Below are 16,610 nucleotides of genomic sequence, written 5' to 3'. Positions count from 1 at the left end.
CATCTCACCGCTGCGGCGTCGACAGCGCGGATCGCAGCATCGCGGCGAGGTCTCGCCGCCGGAATGGCTTGGTCAGGATGCGGGCATCGCCGATCCCGTCGGGCGCCTTGACCGGATTTTGGCTGTAGCCGGAGGTGAAGAGCACCTTGAGCCCGGGCCGCAACTGGATTGCTTGCCTGGCAAGCTCCGGCCCGAACATGCCGCCGGGCATCACGACGTCGGTGAACAGCAGGTCGATGTCCGCGGACTGGCGCAACAAGTCGAGCGCCGCCGGGCCGCTTGCGGCCGTGATGACGCGGTAGCCGAGCGCCTTCAGCTCGCTTTCGACATAAGTCCGAACCATGTCGTCGTCCTCGACGACGAGAATGGTCTCGCTTCCTTCGCGCGTGACGATCCCTTCGGCGGGTGAGGCGTCCTCGTTTGGCGTTGCCGCCAGGCGGGGAAAGAACAGCCTGACGGTGCTGCCTTGTCTCGGTGCGGACTGCATCTGCACCAGCCCGCCGGACTGCCGAACAAACCCGTAGACCATGCTCAGGCCGAGCCCGGTCCCCTTGCCGACCTCCTTGGTGGTGAAGAACGGCTCGAACGCCCGGCTCGCCACCTCGGCGGTCATGCCGCTGCCGGTGTCGGTCACGGCCACCATGACATAGTCGCCCGGTCGCGGCTCGCCGTTGATGTCCAAGTCGGATTCACCGAGCGAGACGTTGCGCGCCTCGATGGTCAGCCTGCCGCCCAACTGCATGACATCGCGCGCGTTGAGCACGAGATTGAGCAGGGCCGTCGTCAGCTGGCCGGGATCGACGCTGGTCAACCCCACATCCGGTTCGAGCGCGAAGGCGCATTCGATGTGCTCGCCCAGCGGCCGGCGCAACAACGCCTCCATCTCCTGAATCTTCCCGCTAATGTCGATGTCTCGCGGCCTCAGGGGCTGCTTGCGCGCGAAGGCGAGCAGGCTCCGCGTCAGGTCGGAGCCGCGCTCGGCGGCTGTCGCGATGTCGCCGGCGATCCGGTGCAACTCCTTGTTCCCCGCCAGCCTGTCGGCAAGGTGTTCCGAATTGCCGAGAATGACGGTGAGGAGGTTGTTGAAGTCATGTGCCACCCCGCCGGTGAGCTGGCCCATGGCCTCCATTTTCTGGGATTGGCTGAGCTTCTGGTTGAGGTCCGCGATGGCCGCGCGTTGCTGCTCGAGCGACTCGGCGGTGCCATTGAGCAGGGTCATCAATCCCCCCAGTTCGCCGCGCGGATGGGGCGGGGGAATTCGTGCGCTGAGATCGCCGAGCCCGAGTCGCTTCGCCATGCTGGCGAGTCGCCCGACCTGGCGCCCGACGCTCACGGTCGCGAGGATCCATACGCCGGCCAGCAGCAGCAGCAAGGCCACCGCGAGGATCGCCATGTCCTCGTAGAGCCGGCGATTCGCCGCCGCGACCAGTCCGTCCTTGGAGCGTCCGACCAGGATGAAGAGGCCGGCATCACGGATCGAAGGCGAGTGGGCGACGGCCCAGACCTGCGTGCGGCCGTCGCGATCGGTCACTTCCTGAAATGCCTTTTGATCGGGAGCCGTCGCGAAGCGGAGCAGGTCGGATCCCGCAATCGACGCGCCCACGGGCGCGGTCCAGCCGGCTGTCGAGGGGGCGACGAGAACGGTGCCCTTGGCGTCGATGAGCAGGACATCCTTCTCGGCGAGCAGCCGCTTGTGGTGATACTCGGCGAATTTGCGCAGGTTGAACGAGGCGAGCAGCACCAGCTTCAGAGCGCCCGCCTCCGATCGCACCGGATATGCGATCTGGAGCACCGATATTCCGGTCAGCCGGCCGAATACCGGCTCAACCACGACGCTGCGCGAGACCAGGGCCTGCTTGAAATAGGCGCGATCCCTCAGATCGAGGGTGCGGTTGGTCCGCAGCGAGTCGCAGAACAGGCTGCCGTCCGGGTCGATGGTCAGGATTCCCGTGAACTGAGGGTATTCCTCGCGCACGTCCGATAGAAATGCCGAGCACGCCGCCTTGTCGCGCGTGTCGAGGTCGCGCGCGCGGGCCAGACCGTAGTGAAGCTGCGCGGTTCCTTGAATCTTCTCACTCAGATCGCTGGCAATGTCGTCGGCCGAGGCCGCGAGATTGGCCAGGGCGGCGTTGATTTCACTGCTCCGGTTCTGCACGAAACGGAGCCCGACGAGGCTCGCCGGCACCAGCATGGCCGCGATGACGAGTATCAGTAGCCGGGTACGCAAGCTCATCGGTCGGACGGTCCAATCTGGTCATCGCGCGCTCGTTCAAGGACCCAATTTGCGGCACCACCCTCCGCTCAGTCCATAGGCAACGGGCCGAAAAAGTCCTCGACGGGGAAAGATTTCGAGCTAGTTGCAGCACGGATGAGCTTCTCGAAAGGAGCGCCGCCGACGGCGCGATGGCTTTCCCGGGTCTGCGCCGGCGGCCTCGGGATACCGTCGTCCGGCCGTCAACTCCCGCGTGCGCGCCGGCCGCGGGGACGCTAAGATCGAGGTCATCCGCGTGCGACGGAGATCGCACCGGCTAAGGAGGAGGGAGCTGATGTCCATTTCGGGCAAGGTCGATCCGGTGGTGCGTCCCGTCGCGGCGACCGACATCGCCGAGGCGCTGGTCGAGGGCCTGCGTGATTTCCAGGCGCTGCCGCTTTACGGCCTTTGCTTCGGCGTGCTCTACGCCGCCGGCGGCATTGCCATCATGCTGTGCTTCACTGCGTTCGGCATGGTCTATCTGATCTATCCGCTGGCCGCCGGCTTCGCGCTGCTCGGGCCATTCGTGGCGATCGGGCTCTATGAAGTCAGCCGCCGTCGCGAGCGCGGCGAGCCCGTCTCGCCCGGCGCGATCTGGTCGGCCGTGCGCGCGCGCAGCGAGATCGGCTGGATGGCCTTCGTCACGCTGTTCGTCTTCGTGGTCTGGATGTACCAGGTGCGGCTTCTGATCGCGCTGCTGCTTGGCCTGCATGCCTCGTTCTCGAGCCTGCAGGAGTTCATGACGGTGGTGCTGACCACGAACGAGGGCTTGCTGTTCCTCGGCATCGGCAACGCGGTCGGCGCAGTGCTGTCGCTGATCCTGTTTTCGCTGACCGTGGTGTCGTTTCCGCTGCTGCTCGACCGCGAGGTCGATTTCGTCACGGCGATGGTGACAAGCGTGCGCGCGGTCGTCGCCAGCCCGCTGCCGATGATTGGCTGGGCCGCGGTGATCGTGATGGTCCTGATCGTCTCGGCGCTGCCGTATTTTCTGGGGCTGGTGGTGACGCTGCCCGTGCTCGGGCACGCGACCTGGCATCTTTATCGGCGGATCGTGGTGCCGGTGGCGTAACAGCGAGCCGGACGCAACGGCAGCGAGCTATTCGCCCGTTACCAGCCGGCGCTCGCCTGATGAGGTCAGTTCGAGTTCACCGAGGCGCCTGATCGCATAACCGAGGTTGTTCAGCCGCTCGCCGTGCGCTTGCGGAATTTCGCCTTGCGCCTTGCCCTTGCCGATCTCGGCCAACGACGCAAATTCATCGGCGCTAAGCGTAACGCTGCTGTCTGTCATCAGGCAACCTCGTCGGTCCATACTTTGAAATTGAGCAGCTTATTCGGACCGAAGGTCTGGGTGATCGGGACGTCCGCGGCATCGCGTCCTTGCGCGATCAGCACGCGGCCGATCCGCGGCGTGTTGTTGCGGGGATCGAACATGTGCCAGCTTCCGCCGAGATAAGCCTCGAACCATCCGGCGAAATCTCCCACGGCCCAGGGCTTCGGCGTGCCGATGTCGCTGAGATAGCCGGTGCAGTAGCGCGCCGGGATGTTCATGCAGCGGCAGAACGCGATGGCAAGATGAGCATAGTCGCGGCACACACCCTTGCCTTCGTCGTAGACTTCCCGAGCCGTCTTGGTTGCGCGCGCGTGCTCATAGCCGAAGGCGATGTGACGATGAACGAAATCGCAGATGGCCTGGACCCGCGCCCAGCCGGGCGGCGTGTGCTCGAACAATTTCCATGCGATATCCGACAGGCGATCGGTCTCGCAGTAGCGACTGCCGAGCAGATAGACGAGCGTGTCGGTCGGCAGCGCCTCGACGGCGTGCTGAACTGCGTTCGGGAACGCCGGGTCGGGCAGGCCGCTGTCACTCACGACCCCATCGCCGGCAAGGCGAAAGGTGCCGGCCGGCGCTACGATGCGGCTGCACCAATTGCCGAAGAGGTCGCGATAGGGAGTGATCGGCACCGAGGGTCTGGTGGTCACCAGGTCGGGCACGATGACATCGGAGGCGCGGGTGAAGTGCGTGCCCAACACCATGATCATAGGCGTGGGCTGCGGGAATTCGTACAGCATCTCAAACCCGACGCGGAGCTTCATACGTTTTTCCCTTGGCTAAGCTCCCAACATGGCTACGAAGCGGCCGATCACAAGGCTTCGACGGCTTATTCGGTCGCGAACGGCAATTTGCGCTTCAAAAGCGCGGCACGGGCGAGAAAACGATAGCTAATTGCGGCGATTGCGCGCACGGTGCCGACAACGTCGGAAAGAACCTGTCGTCTCTGCGCATATGCAGCGCCACGACTATTCGCGCGACGTGAAGCGCCTCATTCCCTCGCACTGGCGGAGCCGACTCATCGCGACGTCGCAACAGCGGTCGTTGCGTATATTGCCCGCTCCAGCGGTGAGGCGGACGCGGCACGCCCGTGCCGCGGACGCCTGAAGGTTTCACCGCGATTCTATCATGAGATCGAACGCCAACCGAAAGCACCCGATGCAAACTCAACCGATGCAAGCTCTCTCGCCACGGCACGTCAAGACAGAAGAAGCGCTCCGGCTCGGCGTCGAGTCGGGCTGGTACGCGATCAAGGTCAGCGGGACCTTTGTCTCGGGCCCGCACGTTTCGGAAGCGGATTGCAGTCGCAAGATCGACGAAATCAATCCGCCGGTGAAGAAGAAGCGGTGACGGCGCAGGGTTCGTCCGCTACGGCGTCTTGATCCCCATCGCCCTCAACGCTTCCAGCATCTGCGCCGGCGGCGCCATCTTGATCTGCGGCGCCTTGCCCGTTTCCAGCAGGCTCTTCAGCCCCGACAGGATTGCGGGCCAGCCGGTGCGGCCGCCGGAAAGGATGTCGTCGCTGAGCGGGCGGTCGTGACGTTCGCTCATGGTGAGGCGGACGGCCTCGCCGGCTTGTTCGATCTCATAAGTGACAAGCGTGGTGCCGAGCTTCGCGACGAGGTCGGGCCAGTTGACGTTCCACGTCACCGTCAGCCTGTTCGGCGGATCGTATTCGAATACATCGCCCGAGATGTGTTCCGACCCGTCAGGCGCGCGCACGATGAATTTGCCGCCGAGTCTTGGCTCCATCTCGACCGCAAATCCGGAAAAGTATTTGCGGCTGAACTCGGCGGAGGTCAGCGCCTCCCACACCTTCTCCGGCGTCGCGGCGATGTAAATCGTGTAGACGGTGAGCGGCTCGAACTGATCGAGGTTCATTTTGCATCGAATCCCTTGTTGAGGGCCGCGTGCGGAATGGCTAGCGCTTTGCCGCTTTCCAGCAGGCTCTTGAGCCCGGACAGGATCGCCGGCCAGCCGTTGGAAACGGCGCCGAAATATCTGCCGCCTTCGACGAATCCGTCATGCAGCACGGTCAAACGCACGAGCGAGCCGAACGGTTCGATGGTGAACACGACGCGCGAGATCGGTTCGCCGCGCAGCTCTTCGTGTTTCTGATGCTTGAAGCTGTAGGATAACCGCCGCGGTGGATCGGCTTCGAGGATCTCGCCGGAATCGGTGGTCTCGCCGTCCAGCAGCAGCGCGAAAGGGGAGCCGATTTTCCAGTCGGACCTGACCTCGGCGCCAAACCAGTATTGCTTGCTGAACTCGCTTGATGTCAGCGCCTCCCACAGCCTCGTTGGCGTGGTCTCGATGTAGGTGACATAGACGAATTGCGGCTTACTCATCACGCTTCTCCAACTGGCGTTTCAACTCGCCGAGTGCGGCGAGCTTGCCGCGCTCGAATTTCTTGATCCAGCGCTCGCCGATCTGATGGATCGGAACCGGATTGAGATAGTGCAGCTTCTCGCGGCCGTGCCTGATGGTCGTGACCAGGTTGGCCTGTTCCAGAATCGCAAGGTGCTTGGTCACCGCCTGGCGCGTCATCGCGAGGCCTTCGCAGAGCTCGTTCAGCGTCTGGCCGTTCCTGGTGTGAAGCCTGTCGAGCAGCGACCGTCGTGACGCATCGGCGAGCGCTTTGAAGACCTCATCCATGGCGACGATCATATGCAACCAAACGGTTGCCTGTCAAGACGGTGATGCATCGCGCGCGGCTCGTGTTCCGGCAGACACCGGAGATGAAGACGTGGGAGCTGCGGCGCTGGACGGACATTGAGTGTCATGCATTAATGCCCCAAACCGCTCTCAGCGAGTCCTCCCCATGATGTCTCTGCAAGCCTATTTCGCCTTCCTTGCCGCCTGCATCGCGCTGGCGCTGCTGCCGGGGCCGATCGTCACTCTCGTCATCGCCAACGGGCTGCGCCACGGCACGCGTGCGGCGCTGACCAATGTGGCCGGTGCACAGGCCGGTCTCGCAATCGTCATCGGCATCGTCGCGGTTGGCCTGACCTCGCTGATGGCGACCATGGGCTACTGGTTCGACTGGGTGCGCTTTGCCGGCGCCGCCTATCTGGTCTGGCTCGGCATCAAGCTGATCTGGGCACCGGTCGAGGGCGTCAATGTCGACCAACCGCCGGCGCCGCCGCGCGGCGGATTCTTCCTGCAAGGTTTCCTGGTGCTGCTGTCGAACCCGAAGGTGCTGGTGTTCTTCGGCGCCTTCATCCCGCAGTTCATGGACATGGATCGCGACCACTTCCCGCAGGTCGCGCTGCTGGGTGCAACCTTCATGGTCACTGCGGTGATGACGGACGCGCTCTACGCCATCGCCGCGGGGCGGGCCCGAAAGTTCTTTTCGGCTCGCCGCACCCGCATGATGTCGCGCATCTCCGGCGGCTTCATGATCGGCGGCGGCATCTGGCTGGCGCTGACCAGGGCAAAATAACCGCCATCGGGCTAGTCGATAAGCCTCTCCGCCCGCAGCTCCAGCTCGATCTCCGCAAAAATCCTCGCCAGACGCTCGGCCCATTGTTGCTGGCCGGACTGGTCGGCGATCAGATCCTGGCGGATCTCGATGCCGGTGTTGACGAGGCCGCGGGCTTCGCCATGCACGGGGATGGTGTAGTCGGTGAGGTCGTTGACCGCGTAGGGCTCGTTGTCGCCGACGACGAGATCGCTCTCTCTGCGCAGATGCCTGAGCAGCAGCTGCGGCAGCACGGTGTCGCGATTGTAGAGCGCGCCGATGTGCCAGGGGCGCGCGACGCCGGCGTAAACGGGGGTGAAGCTGTGCAGCGAAACCAGCACTGTCGGCCACTTGTCGTGCACGCGGCGGTCGATCGCGGCCTCGATACGGCGGTGGTAGGGCTCGAAGATCTCGCGCCGGCGCGCTTTGCGCTCCTGCTCCGAAATTCCCTCGTTGCGCGGGATCGCGGTTGCTTCGGAAATCAGGGGGATAGAGCTCACGGCGCCGGGCGGGCGGTTGCAGTCGATCACCAGCCGCGAATAGCGCTGGGCGATCAGATGTGCGCCCAGCATCTCTGCGAGCCGGTCGGCGACCCCCGCAATGCCGATGTCCCAGGCGATATGCCGCGTCAGCTCGCCTCCCGCGACGCCGAGATCGCCGAGCGCACGCGGCAGGACCCGTCCGTAGTGGTCCGAGGTGAGCAGAAAAGGCGATGTCCCTTGCGCATTCACCTCGTGCACTGGGGGGACGTCACCCTCGCTGAGGAGTTGATTGGTCGCCTCGATTGTGTCTAAAGCCATCCTGATTGCCTAATGAAACAGCAGTCACCCCGAAGAATCGGGCGGGATTGCTATAGATTGGTCCGCCCGACCTCACCATGATTGCCTGACGATGCCGCTGCTGACGATTCATCACAAGACCGAATATCGCTACACCCGCCCGGTGGCGTTCGGCGAACACAGGATCATGCTGCGTCCGCGCGACGGGCATGATCTGCGCGTGCTCGACTCCAGGCTCGAGATCTCGCCCGAGCCGATGTCGCTGCACTGGATCCACGACGTGTTCGGCAATTCCGTCGCGATCGCGAATTTCGACGAGCGCGCGGACACGCTGGTCTTCGATTGGCACGTCACCGTCGAGCACAATCCGGTCGAGGAGTTCGCGCTGACGCCGGACGACTCGGCCTATTTCTATCCGTTCGCGTATGATGACGAGGAATTTCCCGACCTCGTCCACTACATCACGCCGCAATACACCGATCCCGACGGCGAGATCGCGGAATGGGCGCGCGGCTTTCTCGACGAGGACGCGCCGACGCCGACCTTCAAGATCCTGAGCGGCATGACCCACGGCATCCGCGAGCGGTTCAAGTACCGCAAGCGCCACGAGCTGGGCACGCAGCATCCGCTCGACACCTTGCAGTCCGGTAGCGGAACCTGCCGCGACTACGCGCTGTTCATGATCGAGGCGCTACGCCATCTCGGCATCGCCGCACGATTCGTCTCCGGCTATATCTTCCTGCCGGAGGATATCGAGCAGCGCCATGTCGGCGGTGGTTCGACGCATGCCTGGGTGCAGGTCTACCTGCCGAGCGCGGGCTGGATTGAATTCGATCCGACCAACGGCATCGTCGGCACCCGCGACCTCATCCGCGTCGCGGTCGCACGCGATCCGCGCCAGGCGATCCCGCTGCACGGCGTCTATATCGGCGCTGCGGGCGCGTTCGACGCCATGGACGTCACCATCAGGGTGGTGTCGGACGAGCAGCGCAGCGGTGAGAAACTCGAGGCTGAGGCTTCGTAGATCTGCTGCGATTTGCACGCTGCCGATTGACGGTTATAGAAGGCCATGACCTCCGATCGTCTTTTCGTCTACGGCACGCTGATGCGCGGCTTCGACCATCCGATGGCGCGGTTGCTTGCGGGCCACGCTGATTTTCTGGGTGAAGCGACTTGCCGCGGCCGGCTCGTTCTGGTGAAGCATTATCCGGGGCTGCTGCTCTCCGATGTGCCGTCCGACCGCGTCCACGGCGAACTCTTTCACCTGGGCGTGCCCGACGAGCTGTTGCGCGAGCTCGACATGTACGAAGCCTGCGGCGAGGGCTTTCCGGAGCCGACCGAATATCTGCGCCAGCTGGTCGACGTGACAGGCCCGGACGGCGCGACGGCACCGGCCTGGACCTACATCTACAACTGGCCCGTCACCGATCTGCCGCGCATCGAATCCGGCCGCTTCCTCGATCACTAGGCCGACAGCACTTCCTTCACCGCGCGGACGTCGACCTCGCGCTCGACATAGGTCCACTCCTCCGTCCGCCTCAGCATCGCAACCAGCTCCTCGAACAGCGAGGCGTGCGCGGGCGCGAATTCGAACCAGGTCAGGAAATCGAAAGGCCCGCCGAGGTCGCGGCAATGATAGAGCTGGCGCGCGATCGCAGGCAGGAAGCGCAGGCTGCTCGCGATGTGGTGCGACTTGTCCTCGAAGATCCTGCGGCGCTCTTCCTGGGTCAGATCCCACCAGGCCTGCGACTTGCGGATCGGGATCAGCGCCGCGCTGGTCGCTTCCAGCCGGCCGAGGCCGGCCTGCACGGCCGCGAGCTGCTGCTTCTCGGCGCGCTCGGTGTAGCGCAAGTTGCTCGCGGCGCCGACCAGCCGCCAGGCATTGCGCGAGGGCACCAGGGGCAACGCGATGGCCTCACTGTCGGTGACCGACAGCGCCGGCATGAAGGCGAGGGGTTCGCCCGTCACAGGCGAAATCGAGGTGATGCGCCACCCCCCACTCTGGCCGCCTCGGAAGGTCCTGAACATCGCCCATGGAAGCGTGGAACCGGGGCGGGTTCAAGGCCTCTGGCAGTCGGGCTCACACTCCGCGGGCCCCGGGATGACCGAAGGGCTGTGAACAGCGCGTATAAGCCTGACAAACCTGACTTCTGGACGGGCCGTCCCTATATCCCTGATCCCTTCGCCCGACTCACACGGTTTCGCGTTACACAGAGCCCATGCGCTTCACGCCCCAATTCCTCGACGAGCTGCGTGCCAGGCTTTCGGTCTCCGAAGTCGTGGGCAAGCGCGTCAAGCTGAAGAAGGCGGGGCGGGAGTGGAAGGGGCTGTCGCCGTTCCAGCAGGAAAAGACGCCGTCCTTCTACGTCAACGACCAGAAGGGCTTTTACCACGACTTCTCCTCGGGCAAGCACGGCGACATCATCAGCTTCATGATGGAGACCGATGGCCTGCCGTTCACGGAGGCCGTGGAGCGACTCGCCAATATGGCGGGCCTGCCGCTGCCGGCGGTGACGCCGGATGCGGCGCGTCAGGAGCAGCGGCGCCGCTCGCTGCACGACGTGATGGATCTCGCGGCCAAGTTCTTTGCCGAGACGCTGGCCTCGCGCGTCGGCGCCAAGGCGCGGGGCTATCTCGCCGACCGTGCTATCTCGCCGGCGACGCAATTGCACTTTCGGCTGGGCTATGCGCCACCAGATCGTTTCGCGCTGAAAGAGCATCTCGGTAAGCTCGGCGTCTCCGTCGACGACATGGTCGAGACCGGCATGCTGGTGGCCGGCAACGACATCCCCGTGCCCTATGACCGCTTCCGCGACCGCGTGATGTTTCCGATCACGGATTTGCGCGGCCGCGTCATCGCCTTCGGCGGCCGCGCGCTGGAGAAGGACGTTCCGGCCAAGTACCTGAATTCGCCGGAGACGCCGCTCTTCCACAAGGGCGACAATCTCTACAACCACCAGACGGCGCGCAAAGCCACCCATGACGGGAGCGCCCTCATCGTGGTCGAGGGCTATGTCGACGTCATCGCCATGGTCACCGCGGGCTTTGCCGGCAGCGTGGCGCCGCTCGGCACCGCGCTTACCGAAAACCAGCTCGCGCTGCTCTGGAAGATGGCGGACGAGCCGATCCTCTGCTTCGACGGCGACCGCGCCGGCCAGAAGGCGGCTTATCGTGCCGCGGACCTCGCCTTGCCGTTCCTCGCACCAGGCAAGAGTCTTCGTTTTGCGCTGCTGCCGGAAGGGCAGGATCCCGACGATCTCGTGCGCTCCGGCGGTCGCGGCGCGATCGAGGAGGTGATCGCGGCGGCGCGTCCGCTCGCCGAGATGATCTGGTCGCGCGAGCTCGAAGGCGGCAATTTCGCCACGCCCGAGCGCCGCGCCGCGCTGGAGGCGCGCATCAAGGAGCTCTCCAACGGCATCCGCGACGAGGTGGTGCGGCGCTATTATCGGCAGGATCTTGCCGAGCGGCTTCAGCGCGCCTTTGCCCCCGAAGGCGGGCGCGGCGGCTTTGGCGGCCGTGGCAATTTCCGCCCCGGCTCGGCCGGCCGTCAGTTCCAGCCCCGCGGTGGGGGAGGCGCGAATCGATTCGGCGGCCAAGGATTCGGCCAGGGATTTGGCGGCCGCCGCGGCCCGCCCGGTCCGATCCAGCTGCCCTCGGGGCCCTATCAGGCGGCGAGCGCGCAGCTCGCGGCAAGCCCGATCATGCGCGGCCAGCGCAGCGCCATCTCTCGCCGGGAGGCCCTGATCCTGCAGATCCTGATCAACCACCCCTGGCTGCTGCACGATCACCTCGAGGAAGTCGCGGCCCTGGAGCTCGCCCATCCCGAGGTCCATAAGCTCAGGGCCGGCATCATCGCCGCTTTTGCCAACGACCATCACCATTCGCCGGACCCCGGCGAGCTGGCCGAGAAGATGCGCAGCGACCTCGAGAAGGGCGGATTTTCGCAGGCTCTTCAAAGGGTTGAGGGCGGCATCACGACGGCGGCGGTGTGGGGCGCCCGCGAGGGCGCCGCACGGGACGACGTTCTCTCCACCTGGCATCAGCTGGTCGCCTTGCATCGGCAGTACCATTCACTACTTAGAGAGCTGAAAGACGCCGAGCTGGCCTTGGGGAATGATCCCAGCGAGGCCAACATGGCGTGGCTGCGCGACGTCAAGGCTCGGATAGGCGAAGTCGACGGCACCGAGGCCCTGATCGAGGGTTTTGGCGAGCTGTCAGGCCGGTTCCAGAAGAGCGTGTGATGAAAGAATCATGCGGACGGCCGAGGCCTGAACCGCTAAAAGACTCGCCAAATCCGAGGTTTGGCGCAAAAACAGGGTTAATCGAGGCTTAACGGTCTTGTAGCACTTTGGCCACCAGGCGGCCGCAGGCAGAACAGACGCGTCAGGAATGAATCCGCGCAATTGCTGTTGGCACTACACCTGCATCCGCTGCGACAAAGAGGCTCTACGAAGCGTTAGGCAAATCCGGCGAGTGAAAGGTCGGGGGTGGCGACAAGAGGTCCGCGCCGCCCTTTCCGTGTCGAGATATGACGAAGCGAGAGCATCGAGCAACAGGTTCAAGTGATTTCACGCGGGCGCGGCGAACGTCTGTGTGAAACGCGTTTAGGAGCAATGGATGGCCACCAAGGCAAAGACGCTGCAGGCGAAGGACAAGGAAAAAGACGACAAGGCAGCGGACGCGCCGGAGAAGGACTCCCAGGACGCGCCCTCGCCGTTGCTCGATCTGTCCGACGCGGCCGTGAAGAAGATGATCAAGCAGGCCAAGAAGCGCGGCTTCGTGACCTTCGATCAGCTCAACGAAGTTTTGCCGTCCGACCAGACCTCTCCCGAGCAGATCGAGGACATCATGTCCATGCTCTCGGACATGGGCATCAACGTCACCGAAGCCGACGATAGCGAAGGCGAGGAGGACAAGGACGAGGGCGGCGAGGACGAGACCGACAACGAGCTCGTCGAAGTCACCCAGAAGGCCGTCACCGAGGTCAAGAAGAGCGAGCCGGGCGAGCGCACTGACGATCCCGTGCGCATGTATCTGCGCGAGATGGGCACCGTCGAGCTGCTGTCGCGCGAAGGCGAAATCGCGATTGCCAAGCGCATCGAGGCCGGCCGCGAGGCGATGATCGCAGGGCTGTGCGAAAGCCCGCTGACCTTCCAGGCTATCATCATCTGGCGCGACGAGCTCAACGAAGGAAAGATCTTCCTTCGTGACATCATTGATCTCGAAGCCACCTATGCCGGGCCCGATGCCAAGGCCGGCATGAACAATGCGATGATCGCCGGTCCGAACGGCGAGACCGGTGAAGCGACGGCCGAAGGCAGCCAGGCCACCGGTGCCGCGCCCGCGCATGTCGCCCCGCCCGCCGCACCGCCGGCGCCGACCCCGTTCCGCGCCGCGCCCGCGCCCGGCAATGCCGGCGACGCCGCGAAGGATCCGGCGGAGTCCGCCGCCGAAGCCGACATGGACGAGGACGACGAGTTCGAGAACCAGATGTCGCTTGCGGCGATCGAGGCCGAGCTCAAGCCGAAGGTCGTCGAGATCTTCGACAAGATCGCCGACAGCTACAAGAAGCTGCGCAAGCTGCAAGAGCAGGACATCCAGAACCAGCTCGAGAGCACCTCGCACGGCCCTTCGCTCTCGCCGCACCAGGAGCGCAAGTACCGCAAGCTCAAGGACGAGATCATCGTCGAGGTGAAGTCGCTGCGCCTGAACCAGGCGCGTATCGACTCACTCGTCGAGCAACTCTACGACATCAACAAGCGCCTCGTCTCGCATGAGGGCCGCCTGATGCGCCTTGCCGACAGCCACGGCGTCGCGCGCGAGGACTTCCTGCGCAACTACACCGGCTCGGAGCTCGATCCGCGCTGGCTTAACCGTGTCTCGAAGCTGTCGGCCAAGGGCTGGAAGAACTTCGTCCATCACGAGAAGGACCGCATCAAGGACCTCCGCCACGAGGTGCATCAGCTCGCGGCGCTGACCGGCTTGGAGATCATCGAGTTCCGCAAGATCGTGCACTCGGTGCAGAAGGGCGAACGCGAGGCCCGTCAGGCCAAGAAGGAGATGGTGGAAGCCAACCTCCGTCTCGTGATCTCGATCGCCAAGAAATACACCAACCGCGGCCTGCAGTTCCTCGACCTGATCCAGGAAGGCAACATCGGCCTGATGAAGGCGGTCGACAAGTTCGAGTACCGCCGCGGCTACAAGTTCTCGACCTACGCCACGTGGTGGATCCGGCAGGCGATCACCCGCTCGATCGCGGACCAGGCGCGCACCATCCGCATCCCCGTGCACATGATCGAGACGATCAACAAGATCGTGCGCACCTCGCGCCAGATGCTCAACGAGATCGGCCGCGAGCCGACCCCGGAAGAGCTGGCCGAAAAGCTCGGCATGCCGCTGGAGAAAGTGCGAAAAGTCCTCAAGATCGCCAAGGAGCCGCTCTCGCTGGAGACGCCCGTCGGTGACGAAGAGGATTCACACCTCGGCGATTTCATCGAGGACAAGAACGCGATCCTCCCGATCGACGCCGCGATCCAGTCCAACCTGCGCGAGACCACCACGCGCGTGCTGGCCTCGCTCACCCCGCGCGAAGAGCGCGTGCTGCGCATGCGCTTCGGCATCGGCATGAACACCGACCACACGCTGGAAGAAGTCGGTCAGCAGTTCAGCGTGACGCGCGAGCGTATTCGCCAGATCGAGGCGAAGGCCCTGCGGAAGCTGAAGCATCCGTCGCGGTCAAGGAAGCTGCGGAGCTTCTTGGACAATTGATCGCGAACATCGATTCAAAGCAAAACGGCGGGCCAAGGCCCGCCGTTTTTGTTTTAGCTTCCGCTCTCGCCCCGTCATTGCGAGGGAAGCGAAGCAATCCATTCGCGCAGCATGTGGAGACGTGGATTGCTTCGCTTCCCTCGCAATGGCGGGGATGGGGCTGAACCTACTTCTTCTTCGCGCCGACCCGCTCGAGGTTCTTGATCTCCAGCGCCGGACGGCCGGATTTTTCGGCGATCTCGCGGTCCTGCTCCATGATGTAGGCGCGGGCCGGCTCGTCGCCGTCGAGGCCGCCGAGCAATTCGGCGGGGACGCGCCGGTTGGAGCGTTGGGAGCCGTCTTCATAGAAGACGTTGAAAAAGGCGAATTCGCCCTTGGGATTGGTTCCGGGTTTTTTGGCCATGGCCGGCTTTTCGTCGATCAGGGGGCCATAGTCAAATGACTTTGGCAGGCTTCCGGAGGCCGGTGCCCGGCCCTGCAGCGGCAGAACCGCCTGCGATCGATCGACGAGCCCGTTTGCGAGGCGCCTGGCTGTCGGGTGGAACGTCCATAGCTTCGTAAAACCCGATGCGCTCCTTCGAGGAGACCCTTGTCTCACCCTTGCCTCAACAAACGGCGGGCCGCGAAGCCCGCCGTTTATTTTGGTCTTCAGTGTCGCCCGGGGCTGGCGGGGCGACAACCTAGAATAGAAGTTTATAACCGGCGCCATGCCGTGGCAAGGCAAATCGTTGGCGCTGCGATGTCGTAGCGAACGCATCAGATATGCAGCGGTCGCGACATCGCGTTTCGATCAGCGCCAAAGCAATTGTTTGGATGGCCAAATCACTTTGTTCATATTTCCTGCTCTCGCAATGAGACCGGCGCGCGCCTTGTTAGAAAACGCGTTTGCCTGCACGTATTTCCGCGTGCGTGCAGAAGTTGCGCTGACTAACATATGTTAATCCGTTTTCGCCTTCACATTGTTCCCATCATGCTGCGCGCGCAGCATGCACCAATCTCACGGCGCCACCAGCTCCACGCGCCGATTGAGCGCGCGGCCGGTGTCCGTTGCATTCGGGCCGACCGGCGCCAGCAATCCAACGCCGGCTGTGCGCAATCGCGTCGGCGCGATGCGAAAGTTCTTCACCAGCTCGGCTGCGACGGCTTCGGCGCGGCGCTTCGACAGGTCGAGATTGTACTCATAGGCGCCTTGGCTGTCGGTGTGGCCGACGATGAAGACGTTGAGCTGCGGCTGGCTCGTCAGCAGTTTTGCGATCTGCTCCAGCATCGGGCGGCTCTCCGGTTTGAGCACGGCCTTGTCGGTGTCGAAATAGATGCCGTAGAGCGCGATGTGGCCGGTCTCGCCGAGCCCCTTCGCCATCGCGGCGGCGTCCACCATCTTGTTCGCGATGGCGCCGAGCTCGGGGACGGTGACCTGCGCGGTGATGTCCTGATTGTTCTGGCTGACCAGGACGCTGGCAAAGGTCTCGCGCCCGCCCTCGGTCTTGCGGCCGGCGTAGTAACGATAGTTGAAACCATCGACCCACATCTGCGGGACCGGCAGCGTGTCGACGGCTTCGGTAAAGGGAATGGCGCCGCAGGCATCGGTGTCGCAGGCGAGTAGGGTCTCGAAGCCGGCTTTGGCAAGCTGCGTCTCGAAATTGCGCGACACTTCCAGGATCGAGGGGCCGGGATTGGTGCGATAGGCGATGCGAAAGACGCGTCCCTCGAGCCGCCGGGCGTCGACGGGCTGGCCGTCCCTGAAGGCCGCCGCCTGCATCCGCACCGCGTCAAAATCCTTCATCACATAGCCGGTGATGATGCTGCCGGCGAACCGGCCGATGCCGGGATAGTCGCGGCTGCCGGCGACATCGCGCGTCTGCGCGGAAGCGGCCATCACGGTGAGGCAGAGCAAGGCGAGGACGGCGAGCATCCGGCGCGACATGGACATGAGCATGGAGATCCGCATAGTCATGGTCATCTCGATCGGTTGGGGAGGGGGCGAGCGCATTTGATTTGTCGCAGGCAGGCAGCGATCGGTTC

At 64.1% G+C, this 16,610-nt stretch carries 17 protein-coding genes; 7 read left to right on the top strand and 10 right to left on the bottom strand.

Annotated elements, in window-relative coordinates:
* Positions 1 to 4: 4 nt before the first annotated feature.
* Positions 5 to 2,233 carry an ATP-binding protein gene (locus IVA75_RS28525; RefSeq protein WP_247282513.1) on the bottom strand — a complete coding sequence of 743 codons (2,229 nt, stop codon included), beginning with the start codon at positions 2,231 to 2,233 and terminating at the stop codon, positions 5 to 7.
* A gap of 313 nt (positions 2,234 to 2,546) precedes the next feature.
* Here IVA75_RS28525 and IVA75_RS28520 point away from each other — a divergent pair, with 313 nt between their 5' ends.
* Positions 2,547 to 3,320 carry a DUF2189 domain-containing protein gene (locus IVA75_RS28520; protein ID WP_247282512.1) on the top strand — a complete coding sequence of 258 codons (774 nt, stop codon included), beginning with the start codon at positions 2,547 to 2,549 and terminating at the stop codon, positions 3,318 to 3,320.
* 27 nt (positions 3,321 to 3,347) lie between these two features.
* Here the strand turns inward: IVA75_RS28520 and IVA75_RS28515 are convergent, their stop codons facing one another.
* The gene (locus IVA75_RS28515) at positions 3,348 to 3,539 is read right to left on the bottom strand and encodes a hypothetical protein (RefSeq protein WP_247282511.1); all 192 of its coding nucleotides are present in this window, start codon (positions 3,537 to 3,539) and stop codon (positions 3,348 to 3,350) included.
* Positions 3,539 to 4,345 (bottom strand): transglutaminase family protein, encoded by an 807-nt coding sequence (locus IVA75_RS28510; RefSeq protein ID WP_027565307.1) that lies wholly within the window; start codon positions 4,343 to 4,345, stop codon positions 3,539 to 3,541. Before IVA75_RS28510 ends, IVA75_RS28515 begins: the two co-directional genes overlap by 1 nt.
* A 394-nt stretch (positions 4,346 to 4,739) precedes the next feature.
* Between IVA75_RS28510 and IVA75_RS28505 the strand changes: the two genes are divergently transcribed.
* Positions 4,740 to 4,931 carry a hypothetical protein gene (locus IVA75_RS28505; RefSeq protein ID WP_027565306.1) on the top strand — a complete coding sequence of 64 codons (192 nt, stop codon included), beginning with the start codon at positions 4,740 to 4,742 and terminating at the stop codon, positions 4,929 to 4,931.
* Positions 4,932 to 4,949: 18 nt separating this feature from the next.
* Here IVA75_RS28505 and IVA75_RS28500 read toward each other — a convergent pair whose 3' ends face one another.
* Genes IVA75_RS28500 through IVA75_RS28490 form a run of 3 tightly spaced genes read right to left on the bottom strand, consistent with a single transcriptional unit; the run spans position 4,950 to position 6,236 of the window.
* Positions 4,950 to 5,462, bottom strand: coding sequence for an SRPBCC family protein (locus IVA75_RS28500; protein WP_247282509.1), 513 nt, complete (start codon positions 5,460 to 5,462; stop codon positions 4,950 to 4,952).
* Positions 5,459 to 5,929, bottom strand: coding sequence for an SRPBCC family protein (locus tag IVA75_RS28495; RefSeq protein ID WP_247282508.1), 471 nt, complete (start codon positions 5,927 to 5,929; stop codon positions 5,459 to 5,461). The genes IVA75_RS28500 and IVA75_RS28495 overlap by 4 nt, the downstream gene beginning before the upstream one ends.
* On the bottom strand, positions 5,922 to 6,236 hold the full coding sequence (locus tag IVA75_RS28490) for a metalloregulator ArsR/SmtB family transcription factor (RefSeq protein WP_027565303.1): 315 nt from the start codon (positions 6,234 to 6,236) through the stop codon (positions 5,922 to 5,924). Before IVA75_RS28490 ends, IVA75_RS28495 begins: the two co-directional genes overlap by 8 nt.
* A gap of 166 nt (positions 6,237 to 6,402) precedes the next feature.
* Here IVA75_RS28490 and IVA75_RS28485 point away from each other — a divergent pair, with 166 nt between their 5' ends.
* Positions 6,403 to 7,023, top strand: a complete 621-nt coding sequence (locus IVA75_RS28485; protein WP_247282507.1) for a LysE family translocator — start codon at positions 6,403 to 6,405, stop codon at positions 7,021 to 7,023.
* A gap of 11 nt (positions 7,024 to 7,034) precedes the next feature.
* Here IVA75_RS28485 and IVA75_RS28480 read toward each other — a convergent pair whose 3' ends face one another.
* On the bottom strand, positions 7,035 to 7,841 hold the full coding sequence (locus tag IVA75_RS28480; RefSeq protein ID WP_247282506.1) for an N-formylglutamate amidohydrolase: 807 nt from the start codon (positions 7,839 to 7,841) through the stop codon (positions 7,035 to 7,037).
* 91 nt (positions 7,842 to 7,932) lie between these two features.
* Here IVA75_RS28480 and IVA75_RS28475 point away from each other — a divergent pair, with 91 nt between their 5' ends.
* Together IVA75_RS28475 and IVA75_RS28470 are read left to right on the top strand one after the other, a co-directional pair.
* Complete coding sequence (locus IVA75_RS28475) at positions 7,933 to 8,844, top strand: transglutaminase family protein (protein ID WP_247282505.1); 912 nt, start codon at positions 7,933 to 7,935, stop codon at positions 8,842 to 8,844.
* A 45-nt stretch (positions 8,845 to 8,889) separates the two neighbouring features.
* The gene (locus IVA75_RS28470) at positions 8,890 to 9,288 is read left to right on the top strand and encodes a gamma-glutamylcyclotransferase family protein (protein ID WP_247282504.1); all 399 of its coding nucleotides are present in this window, start codon (positions 8,890 to 8,892) and stop codon (positions 9,286 to 9,288) included.
* Here IVA75_RS28470 and IVA75_RS28465 read toward each other — a convergent pair.
* The gene (locus IVA75_RS28465) at positions 9,285 to 9,848 is read right to left on the bottom strand and encodes a chlorite dismutase family protein (RefSeq protein ID WP_247282503.1); all 564 of its coding nucleotides are present in this window, start codon (positions 9,846 to 9,848) and stop codon (positions 9,285 to 9,287) included. The genes IVA75_RS28470 and IVA75_RS28465 overlap by 4 nt on opposite strands.
* Before the next feature lie 191 nt (positions 9,849 to 10,039).
* On the opposite strand from IVA75_RS28465, the gene dnaG reads away from it, so the two are divergent.
* Both dnaG and rpoD read left to right on the top strand, forming a co-directional pair.
* Positions 10,040 to 12,061: a DNA primase gene (gene dnaG, locus IVA75_RS28460; protein ID WP_247282502.1), complete on the top strand. Its 2,022-nt coding sequence runs from the start codon at positions 10,040 to 10,042 to the stop codon at positions 12,059 to 12,061.
* A gap of 376 nt (positions 12,062 to 12,437) precedes the next feature.
* A complete protein-coding gene (gene rpoD / locus IVA75_RS28455) occupies positions 12,438 to 14,588 on the top strand; it encodes an RNA polymerase sigma factor RpoD (protein WP_027565297.1) in 2,151 nt (716 codons plus the stop codon).
* A gap of 166 nt (positions 14,589 to 14,754) precedes the next feature.
* Here the strand turns inward: rpoD and IVA75_RS28450 are convergent, their stop codons facing one another.
* Positions 14,755 to 14,991, bottom strand: a complete 237-nt coding sequence (locus IVA75_RS28450) for a hypothetical protein (RefSeq protein ID WP_007614643.1) — start codon at positions 14,989 to 14,991, stop codon at positions 14,755 to 14,757.
* Between the two features lie 594 nt (positions 14,992 to 15,585).
* Complete coding sequence (locus IVA75_RS28445; RefSeq protein WP_247282562.1) at positions 15,586 to 16,524, bottom strand: OmpA family protein; 939 nt, start codon at positions 16,522 to 16,524, stop codon at positions 15,586 to 15,588.
* Positions 16,525 to 16,610: the final 86 nt, after the last annotated feature.

This window comes from Bradyrhizobium sp. 134 (assembly GCF_023074155.1).
Lineage (GTDB): Bacteria > Pseudomonadota > Alphaproteobacteria > Rhizobiales > Xanthobacteraceae > Bradyrhizobium.
This window is presented reverse-complemented; position numbering and strand designations above follow the sequence as displayed.